We start from the raw sequence: 10072 nt of genomic DNA, 5'->3' as shown, positions 1-10072 counted from the left end.
GGAAAAGTTGGAAGATCCACTGCTGACCTGGCTTTTGCGGGAAATATACTGGCTCAGCAGGGCGTCAAACCGGCGGTAGAACGCCTTGTTTAGCCCGTTCTCGGCGGGTCACCGCTATCAGACAGGATCGATCAATACGAGCGATCACCCGGTAATTGTATCAACTGCGTTTCGGGTCGCTGGTGACATAAGAGGGTAGTAGAGGGCGGGGCAGCAGCTGGTTTTACAACCGCATTACCAACGTCGTACGTTTGTAAAACTAGGGTTTATTCACTTGATCGCTTAAATCTGTCACTGGTGTTATATCTTACGGTCCGCCGCTGCGGTCAGTTCAACGCTTTTAACCATAACGGTTGATTAGATTAAGTAGGCTGTCTAATAAATAGTACCTCACCACTCGCTCACGTCATGTATCATCGCATCGTCAAAAAAATCGTCCTTCAGAATTTTGAGCGGTTAAGTCAGGGAGACTACGAATCTATGTTGAAAGGCATATCGCCCTCGATTACCCATACGTTTAGTGGCCAGCATACGCTGGGGGGGACTCGTCATAGCGTGCCAGCCATGCGGCAGTGGTTTGCTCGCTTGTTCCGGCTTTTCCCAGGATTGAATTTCGAGATCCGCAGTGTGGCTGTTAGTGGGTGGCCCTGGATGACAACGATTGCCGTCGAATGGACAGACCGAGCTACTCCAGCCGATGGATCAAGCTACGTCAACGAGGGAATACATCTGATAAAAATGCGTTGGGGCAAAGTAGTTTATTTACGGGCCTATTTAGATACGGCAGTGCTGATCGCTACGTGCGATGGGTTAGCCGCATATGGTATAAGTGAGGCCTTAGCGGCTCCAATCGAAGATTGATACTATTAGCTGCAAACTTCCTTCACATAATCCTTACTTGTATGTCATTTTAAAAATTTTACGCTCATGAAGATAATTTTATCATTTCTTATTTCACTAAACTGTTGTGTTTGCTTTTCTCAAAAGGCACTACCAATCATTAAGGCGCATTCTAATCAAGCAACTATTCACGGCCAATATAATTCAGTTTCCAGATGGCACATCAATCCTAAATTAAAATTAGATGTGTTTACAACTGGCAAATTGACTAAACCAACAACAATGAAGTTTAAGACTGATATTGATTCAGTTAGTTTTAAAATCAAACCCGGACAAAAAAAGGACTTTATCGTCCTGCTTAATGACAAAGATTCATGTCTTACCCGAATTCAATGTCTTGAAACAAGGAACTTCTCTAAGCTATCGCCAGAAATTCACGATTCAATTCCATTTTTTATAAACAGCTATAATACTAATTTTCTACGGGTTGTCTTTGATGAAACTGATTCACTCATACTTAATTTTGATACGGGCGCAAACGAAGTGGCACTCACCAATGATGCGTTGAAGACCAAATTTAAAGCCAGACCCAAACTTTATACTACTGACTACAGATTACAAATCGGTAATACACTTTATAAAAGTAAAGTTCATGACATCGAACTGGCCGGCCACGAAACGGATGGCTTGTTGGGATGGGACAACTTTGACGGAATGATCGTGGAGCTTAATTATGACCATAATAAACTGATTGTCTATTCTAAGATGCCTAAACAAATTTTACGGGATAAGCAGTACGAGGCATTTGAAATACGTTATATTGACAACAAGCCTTATATAAAAAGTGAACTTCAGCAAAGTGGAATTAACAGTAAAGACTGGTTTCTTTTTGACTTAGGCTATGTAAGAACCGTTATGCTTGACAATAATTTATTGAAAGAATCACGCATTCCTGTCAGGGATATGAAAGTACTTAAAAAAGTAATTATGCATGATGTGAGCGGTCATGAGATTCCTGTTATCACCGCTGCTTTGGAAGTATTGAAAATTGGAAGCTTTAAATTGACAAATGTCCCTGCCCAATTGCTACCGCCATCTAATCCCATACGTGGTATCAATACCCATATTTTAGGAAATGACATATTGAAACGGTTTAATACGATTTTAGATTTTCAAAAAAATGTCGTCTATCTAAAACCCAACAAACTGTACCATGACAATTTTGCAGACCAGAAGAAAAGCGGGGCATAAAATTGGTTTAACAGAGAGTAAGGGTGCTTATAAGAGGTTGCGCTTCGCGCGGGTTAGCTACTGTTAGCAGCCAGCACACCTGTATGCCCGGTATGTAATTTCGCACAAAACGCTCATTTTCTTAAAATGAGTAGAGCAGTCTACAAATAATTACTTATTGATCCGTGAATAAGTCTGTAAAGTCAAGTGAGAAGACTTATGCCACTATCGGGCCTAATAGCAACATGGGAACGGAGTTGCTTTACGGACTAATTCACGGGTCAATAACATAGGCTCACTCATACGACACATTCTTATGGAAAAAATTTTTGTTATCTGTCTGCTATTACTGCCCGTTAAACTGTGGGGACAATCAGCCAACGAAGCGGAAATTAAACGACTTGAGCAAGTCGAATTGGAAGCGGTTCATAAAGGCGATACCGTAACGTTATTTAAGCTTTGGTCTCCTAATTATGTGGTTAATAATCCATACAATCAGATTGTAACAGTTAAGCAAATTATCGGCTTTATTCGAGAAGGGAAAATTGACTACTCTAGTGTAGAGCGCATTGTTGAAAAGGTTACCCTTACTCAAAATGTGGGAATTGCCATGGGCAAGGAAATTGTCACTCCTGAGAAAGCCACTGAGAATGTTGGAAAGAAGGTAACTAGGCGATATACAGATGTGTGGATTAAAACCTCAAGTGGCTGGCGTTTAATAGCACGGCAAGCGACTAATATTCTTGTGGAATAATGCATTCAATGGTTCTGTATTCGGTTCAGTTATAGGTATAATATAACTCTTTCCTCCATAATAAATTAGCAATATTTTCAGAGGTGTTCTATAGATACACTTATGTAAAGGGAAGAAACTAATATACTGTGCTTATTAAAGGCCTTTTATTTTGGCAAAGCCTCGTACAAAAATCCAATATAGACCCAGCGACAAGGGAATTAAAACAAGCACACTTGCGATGATAAATTTGGCCACTAAAGCTAGTATTATGGCCACTGATAAAATGCTGAATATGTGCTTTGCGTAAGGAAATTTCGACATGAGTAGTCTATTGTGTAAATGATCTTACGTTAGTTTTTTTAAATAACTTACTGGGCTCTTCTCTGTTGAATAATACTGACCACAAATAATAGCACTGAACCGGCCAGCAAGCTGTACTTTAAGTAGCGATCATCGACCAGAATACCCGTAATCAATAAAGCAAACGCAAAAAAACTGGTGTTCCTGAATTTACTCATAGTTATAGGCGAACAGATACAACGAGATGACAATTAATGTTATATAAGTGAAATTATGGTAGTTATTGATCTGTGAGTAAGTCTGTAGATCTAGATATGGCAACCCATGCCACTACCAAGTCTATCTGACCAAATGAAATTAAAAGCGCTTTACTGACTTACTCACGGATCCAGAACTACTTGCATGTACCTACCTAATTCATAGGAGTAAGTGTATTCATAGTTTCGTTGTGTCTTTGACCACTTCAAACGAATTAGCTCCTGTACTTCGGATTAGGATAGATGGATCTTTCTTTTTCAATGAACGACGTACTTCCTCCATGCTAATTGTATCTGCTAAATTCTCACCTACTCCAAGTTGATGAATTATAGCATATCCGGGGGAGTGAAGTGAATCTACTTTGGTCGAGGACGCTTTCTTGTTAGAGTCGGTTATGGGAATTGTTGAAACCGAACGATGGCAATTCACTAAGAAAAGAGCTAAACAAGTGGCAATCAATAAAGGCTTCATCAGTGACATATCATGAGCAATTATGTTAGTTTATAGTCTACGCTCTATTCAGAAGCGTTGAGCTAACAAAATATAATGTTAATGACCGATGGTGATTACAAACCAGTTTTACAACTGTACGACGTCGTACAGTTGTAAAACTGGTTACCTGTTGCCCCGACTAGGCTACGCCAGGTTTAAGTGCTATATAAAAAGAGGACCACCCCAACGGAACGGCCCTTTCTGCACTACACGCAAATTGGCAACAAACGCTTCCTATAGACTCAGGCACTAGCTAGCGAATCGGTAGGAATATCCGTACCGGTGAGGGGTGTAGTAGCGAATCATCATGTTCAAGGGGTACACGGTGAGCCCTGAAGCCATAACGCTACCGAATGGCAGTAACCAGTAACCTAGCTTCGGCCCGCAAGTAACAACGGCCCGGCTGGCGTACTAGTCTTCAGCACCTGCGTACCAGTGCGCCTGAGAAGGTGGGTATTACCTTGCTGACCGGTCACTACTGAAGAGGTTAGCTAACGGTCAGCCCGCCATGTAACCACCTCAACATAGATCACCTGGAATTGGGAGCGCAATTGCACTTGAGGGGTAGTGCGTGGCGGAGTCCTATCTGTGACTGGGGACTTGATTTGCAAAAAATTTGGCTTAGTTGCCTGACGATGAGCGAGTTGACTTTTTTGGAGAGAAAAGTCGGAAGATCCAGCGCTGACCTGACTTTTAGTCCCAAAACCAGTTAGCTACGGCGGAGCAAAACGGGCATATTTTAGAAACCAGCCAATGGACCAACGGCACAAACTAGTTAAAAGAAAGTAGGCCAGCCTCAAGCCTTAGCGGGTAGACAACTCCCAGGTAAACGACATAGGAACCCCCTGATTGGTTACTCCCTGTAGAAGGATGCGCAACCGTTTAGCCGTGTCACTAAGGGGAAAGACCATACGGCCTAAACCGTTCTCATCCGTCTGACCAATTGCCTGCCAGTACAAAACGTCCCGCCGGTCGATAGGCCCACCTGTAACGGCTGGTTCATACTGCGGTACGTAAAATTGGCGGGAACTGACAAAGCCAACGACGGTGGTCGACATGCTCGTGGGCAAATCCTTGACTAGCCCCATGTCTTTGCGGGTATAAATGGCAACCACTCCGTTAGCCGCCCGTGCGCCATAGATACCAGCCGTGGTGGGGTTGCGTAAGAGTTCCACCCGGCTTACTTCCGATGGACTAAGCGTCTTAAGCATTGCCCATTCCGTGTATACCCCATCGACCAGTAGTAGGGGTGAATTATCGCCAAAGCTGCTAAAGTTTCGACTTAACAGAAGGGCCATACCCGGCATCTGTTTTAAGAGATCAGTTATGCTGACAAATGGACTTCCCGGCTCGACAATCATAACGTTGTCAGCAGCCCCATGCAGGCTGGACCGCTCTACGTCTTTAGGGCGCTCATCACTAATCGGCTTTTTGGCCCGCACGACCAGTTCTGCTAACTGATGGGCCGTCGAGTCGCGGTAAAACGCAGGCCAGGCCAGGTGGCGCGCCCGGGCATCGGCGAGTTGGTTAACTACGGGCTGCCAGGCGACGGGAAAAACGGTAGCGGGTGACCTTAGTGAACCCGGCTGATTGATGGAGATACGAGCCCTATCCTTATTGGGCCCAACTACCCCCGCCCTAACCGTCACCGTATCGCTCAGAAGCAGACCCGGCAGGCGAAAAATACCCTGCGCATCGGTCATCAGGCTATAAAGCATTCGCTGACTATGTTGCTCCAAAACGACAACGACCGATTGACCGCCCATCGGTTTTCCTTTCTGGTCCCGGACCAGGCCGCTTAGCATCCAGCCGCCCGTCGAATCGGGGGCCTGTGCGGCGGGGAGACGACACCAACCCTGGGTAAGCAGCAAATTATCCAGGTCGGCCCCGTGGTGAGGCTCCAGATAGAAAGCTGGAGCCTCTATATGGCCCTTGAGCCCCGCCGTCAATAGTAGATAAGTGGGCAGATCAACCCGGTTTGTATCCAGGGGCAGCTGATCCGCATCCGTCACGGCGGCAGACCAACTACCCTGGACTGGGCTTCCTTCTGCATCCCGGAGTTGAAAGCCCAGTGCCACCTGCTCGCGGGGTGCATACTGAGCCTTGTTTAAGGTGACGCGCATCTGAAGAACCTCTGTCCGCTGCGCCACAAACACTAATCGTTCGGCCCGGGCCTGAAGGTTTGCGTCCCATAAGATGAGTCGACACACGCCCGGGGGCAGGCTCGCGGTGCTGAGCGAAAACTGAGCCTCTCCTTTTTGCAGCAGCCATTGCTGGTGGTAAACCAGTTGTTCCCGGCATTGCAGACTAATATAGACGGGCTGTTGACCATACCGGCCCGTGGCCCGCACCCGCACGGTCAGTCGGCTGCTATCTGATACCGCATCGACCGACAAGGAGTAGCCTTCAGCCTCGAAGGCGGGAAGGTTAACGGTCTGCCGGGCGCTGTCCGACTCGATGACCGCCCGGTAGCGGTGGCCAACCTGGGGCGTGAGCGTGAGTTGTCCCAGACCCAGCCGGTTAGTGCTAAAGCTGACCAGCTCCTGATTCGCCTGGTCAACAAGACGCCCGCGAATGGCCCGTCCCCGTCCGTCAGCGGCGACCGCTCTGACGCCTAAGCGGCTGGCTACGCCTGCCAGCCACCGTCCGCCTTCGGGCAGGAACTGTACATCCAGTGAATCCGCCACCGGGACTGGCCGAGTCCTGAGGGCCGGAGATGGGGACTGCGTGGACCCGGCGGTGGGCAGGGCCCTCTCCGCCTGAGCCGTATAAATAGGGAAAGCGCATTCAAAGGCGGGCTTGTCGACAGACGCGTCCAATGCCGTCAGGGCCCGCAAGCGATACATTCCGGTCGGCAGACTGTCGGGAAGCCGAAAGTTATCCGACGCCCGACCATCGGTGACAGGCAGCCAGTGATGCTGCACCACCTGGCCCGTTGGGGCAACCAGTTCGACCTCAAGAGCGGAACCTGAGCGGGTCACGGTGGGCAACTGCCGGACAGCATCCAGCACGTAAGCGCTCAACCAAAGCTGATCACCCGTGAGGTAAAACGATTTATCCGTATGCAGGTAGACCAGGGGAGCGGTTCGCTCGGACTGGCTTTTACGCAGGCGGCTGAGCGAATCAAGTCCCGCATCAGCCCGGCCAACGCGCCCGCTCTGGATGCCGTTGGCTAACAGTATCTCGGGCGTGGGTGGGTTCCAGTCAGCGGGCAGTAACGTGGCCAGCCGGTTGTTACCCAGATATCCCCGCACATCCAGCCCGTTGCTGCTGGTGATCCACCCGTTCGTATTCATCTCCAGGCGGTGGCTGGGCAGTAGCAGTAACGAATAGGCATAGGGGGAATCATGATAGGGCGAATTGGCGGCATACACCCGGTCATAATACACCTCCAGGGGCTGGTCGCTGATGAGTTGCCGTTCAAAAGAGAGTCCACCGGATCTGAACAGGGTAGCGGCCAGTTTAGGGTCAATGTATTGCCGCTCCTGGGTGCGCACGAAGGGCATGATCCGGTCGTCTCCTCCGTTAGTTAGCGGCGTACGGTAAACCCGGTAGCCCGCCTGTTCATGGGTCCCCGCCATCAGGCTGGCCAGCAGGTGCTGGATCGAGCCCCGATAGACGGCTATCCGGTTGGTTTGCCAGCGGGCCTTTTGACGGGCATCGGCGGCAGGCAGTTCGTCAAATCGACTCGTACCGGCAAACTGCATTTTCTCCCGGTAAAGATCGAAATACAGCAGGTTGTAATAGAGTCGGTAGCCCAGGGCTTGATTTTCGATTACCAGAGACTCGCCCGCCCGCGCCCGCAGATGCCCTTTTTCGTTCTCAAACGAGAGCACGTTGGGATTGATGATCCGGCACTGGCGGGCCTCAGACCCATTGCCCAGGAGTTCCCGGCTGAAGCGGGCCAGATTACGCGTCCAATTCTTGTCATGACGGGCCTTGACGGTCACCAGGGCCAGTGCCTGGTCTGCTGGTTCAAGTGTCAGGTCGAGACTGCGGGGGTTGGTATCGGTCAGCCGAAGCGGCAAGCGGGTAGTCTGGTAGCCCAGGAATGAAGCCACTATTTCCTGATTCCCCAGCGGAAGGGCCATCAGCCGATACGCCCCATTTTCATTGGCCGTAGTGCCCAGCGAGGTATTGTTTAAATAGACGGTGGCGAAGGGCAAGGGTTCACCCGTTCGGGCGTCCAGGATACGCCCATTCAGCGAAGCCACGGGCGTCTGCGCCTGGCCAGGCTTGAGCGGCCACCAGAGCAGCCAACACAGCCCGGCCAGAAGCATTTTCATCATCATGGGGAAGCGTAGAAATCTGGAAAAGCCGTCTAATTACCCCCGACTGGTGGGTAAATTAGCCCGGTAAGACCGGGCTAAACGTCGATTCGAAAAAGAACCCTGGTCAATTTTTCTCCTCATGGCGCAAGCCTTTCCCAGTTGGCTTAGGGGTGGCGATCCTGGTGACCACTACGCTGGTGATCAACAACCGGTCGGCTAACCGATTCTATCCCGCCTGCCCCCGGCTCAGACTTTCCTGCTTCAAAGGCCGACTAAAAACATGTTGTCGCCCGCTTGGAGGTGTTTCTGTTTTTGCCGACAGTAGCGCTATGAAACAGGACGCGCTGGCCTGTAAACAGCTTCATAGACGCCGCTTGGTTAAGCCGGGCATCAGCCACAAAAAGAGGACCGCCCCAAGCAGGACGGCCCTCTATGCACCACACGCAACTTTGGCAACAAACGCTTCTAATAAGCTCAGGCAACAGTCAGTGAATCAGTAGGAATAGCTGTCGTCCCGCTGCTCTCACTCCGGTGACGGGTATAGTGGCGGATGGCCGCGCTCAGGGGATAGGTATCCTCATCCACCCCCCAGCGGGCCAGGGCCAGCTCGGCGGCCTCTTTGAGAAACCGGGTGGTCTCCAGCCGCAGCTCGATCTCCTCGCGCAGCCGCTGGCGGAAGATACTCGTCACAAAGGTGTTGAAGGCCACTGCCCGGGCTGGGGTAATCCCTTCAATGCACCCCGCGCGCATCTGCCACTCGGGGATCTGGATCTCCAGGCTTTCGGTCAGATGCTCATCGGCCATGGCCTGCCCATCGGCGGCCCGGCGCTCGCGCTGAAGCAGGGCAAACAGGTACGCCGAATAGGGATTGAAGGGCTTGCGCTGCTCGCGGCTCACAAACAGGGCCTGCCCTTTTGTGGAAGCCAGGATGATGCGTTTGACCAGGGGCGTAACGGGCAAGGAGAGACTACGGCAAGAAGCAGAGGAGGACATGGAAAGCAAGGCTGATTCAAGACTAGGATAAAGCTAGGATCGCTTCAGGGTGGCTAACAGGTCACCACTCTCACGATGTGATAGTTCTGACCGGCTTGGGACTATGCTTAGGCCGCAGCCTAAACCGATTGGCGGGGGAACCTTATCTGCTGGTTGTAGGAAAACAGGGCCAGGGACCTCTTCCCTACTGGGCCCAATCCATCTAAACCAACTCATCTATGAGACGTATCTTGTTTATGGTGCTGCTGCTGACGGCCCTGAGTGCCTGCCAAAAAGAGGAGGTTGTCTCCCTGGGCCAGCAAACGGCCACCCGCATTCAAACTGACAATAAAACCGCCGGGGCGCGGGTGGCCCTAGTTTACATTGGCCTGACTCCGGTCACCAGCGGGGCCTTTGGCCTAGACGGAGACTATATCACCGTGGAGACTACCCGCTATAACCTCAACCGGCTGATCAGCTACCGGATCGGCAATTCGGCGGGGGTGCAGACGCTGTTTTTGTACTTCTAGAGGCCCCGGCCTTTAGGCAGCACTAGTCCAGATCGTAGGGTTCATCGGGGTACTCCTCCTCGTCATCCTCCTCCTCCTCAATGGAGCGGTGGCGATCCTGGTAGGTGGCCCGGATGGACTGGCAGCCCTCCAGGATGGCCTGCATGGCAGGGGTAAGCTGACCCTGCGTGGGCCCGGCGGCAATGAGCAGCTGACCCGTGGCGGGCTCAAAGCTGGCGGTAACAAACTCGTCATACCCGTGCTGGCGGCAGAGCGCGCCCAGGGCCTGGGTGAAAGCGGGGGTTGGAGAGAAAGAGGGCATAAAAAGAGGGGAGTTAGCTTCGTAAAGGGGAAATGGACAGCGGTATCCATCACCCGCTTACGAAGCTAAATCACCGCTTTTTATGCATCGCAATAACTTGAGGATAATGCATCTGTTTTTCATAAGTACCTATAAACCAGCT

The 10072-nt window shown here is 50.6% G+C and carries 7 protein-coding genes; 4 read left to right on the top strand and 3 right to left on the bottom strand.

Features of this window, described 5'->3' with window-relative positions; genetic code table 11:
* Positions 1-408 precede the first annotated feature (408 nt).
* The 3 genes from J2I46_RS32195 (at position 409) to J2I46_RS32185 (ending at position 2824) form a co-directional block, all read left to right on the top strand.
* On the top strand, positions 409-861 hold the full coding sequence (locus J2I46_RS32195; RefSeq protein WP_207333229.1) for a nuclear transport factor 2 family protein: 453 nt from the start codon (positions 409-411) through the stop codon (positions 859-861).
* Between the two features lie 66 nt (positions 862-927).
* The gene (locus tag J2I46_RS32190) at positions 928-2091 is read left to right on the top strand and encodes a pepsin/retropepsin-like aspartic protease family protein (protein WP_207333228.1); all 1164 of its coding nucleotides are present in this window, start codon (positions 928-930) and stop codon (positions 2089-2091) included.
* 295 nt (positions 2092-2386) lie between these two features.
* Positions 2387-2824, top strand: a complete 438-nt coding sequence (locus tag J2I46_RS32185) for a nuclear transport factor 2 family protein (protein WP_207333227.1) — start codon at positions 2387-2389, stop codon at positions 2822-2824.
* A gap of 1835 nt (positions 2825-4659) precedes the next feature.
* Here J2I46_RS32185 and J2I46_RS32180 read toward each other — a convergent pair.
* Positions 4660-8142, bottom strand: coding sequence for a carboxypeptidase regulatory-like domain-containing protein (locus J2I46_RS32180; RefSeq protein WP_207333226.1), 3483 nt, complete (start codon positions 8140-8142; stop codon positions 4660-4662).
* A 459-nt stretch (positions 8143-8601) separates the two neighbouring features.
* Positions 8602-9087 carry a hypothetical protein gene (locus tag J2I46_RS32175; protein ID WP_207333225.1) on the bottom strand — a complete coding sequence of 162 codons (486 nt, stop codon included), beginning with the start codon at positions 9085-9087 and terminating at the stop codon, positions 8602-8604.
* A gap of 251 nt (positions 9088-9338) precedes the next feature.
* On the opposite strand from J2I46_RS32175, the gene J2I46_RS32170 reads away from it, so the two are divergent.
* Positions 9339-9629, top strand: coding sequence for a hypothetical protein (locus tag J2I46_RS32170; protein ID WP_207333224.1), 291 nt, complete (start codon positions 9339-9341; stop codon positions 9627-9629).
* Between the two features lie 22 nt (positions 9630-9651).
* On the opposite strand, the gene J2I46_RS32165 is transcribed toward J2I46_RS32170, so the two are convergent.
* The gene (locus J2I46_RS32165) at positions 9652-9930 is read right to left on the bottom strand and encodes a hypothetical protein (protein WP_207333223.1); all 279 of its coding nucleotides are present in this window, start codon (positions 9928-9930) and stop codon (positions 9652-9654) included.
* Between the last annotated feature and the right edge of the window lie 142 nt (positions 9931-10072).

This window comes from Fibrella forsythiae (assembly GCF_017353175.1).
Taxonomy (GTDB): domain Bacteria; phylum Bacteroidota; class Bacteroidia; order Cytophagales; family Spirosomataceae; genus Fibrella; species Fibrella forsythiae.
The sequence above is the reverse complement of the archived record's forward strand: the minus strand, read 5'-3'. Positions and strand labels throughout refer to the sequence as shown.

What these genes read in the sequence shown, in the direction of transcription:
- J2I46_RS32185 (WP_207333227.1), top strand. Translation starts at nt 2,387, where the DNA reads ATGGAAAAAATTTTTGTTATCTGTCTGCTATTACTGCCCGTTAAACTG.
- J2I46_RS32190 (WP_207333228.1), top strand. Translation starts at nt 928, where the DNA reads ATGAAGATAATTTTATCATTTCTTATTTCACTAAACTGTTGTGTTTGC.
- J2I46_RS32180 (WP_207333226.1), bottom strand. Translation starts at nt 8,142, where the DNA reads ATGAAAATGCTTCTGGCCGGGCTGTGTTGGCTGCTCTGGTGGCCGCTC.
- J2I46_RS32170 (WP_207333224.1), top strand. Translation starts at nt 9,339, where the DNA reads ATGAGACGTATCTTGTTTATGGTGCTGCTGCTGACGGCCCTGAGTGCC.
- J2I46_RS32165 (WP_207333223.1), bottom strand. Translation starts at nt 9,930, where the DNA reads ATGCCCTCTTTCTCTCCAACCCCCGCTTTCACCCAGGCCCTGGGCGCG.
- J2I46_RS32195 (WP_207333229.1), top strand. Translation starts at nt 409, where the DNA reads ATGTATCATCGCATCGTCAAAAAAATCGTCCTTCAGAATTTTGAGCGG.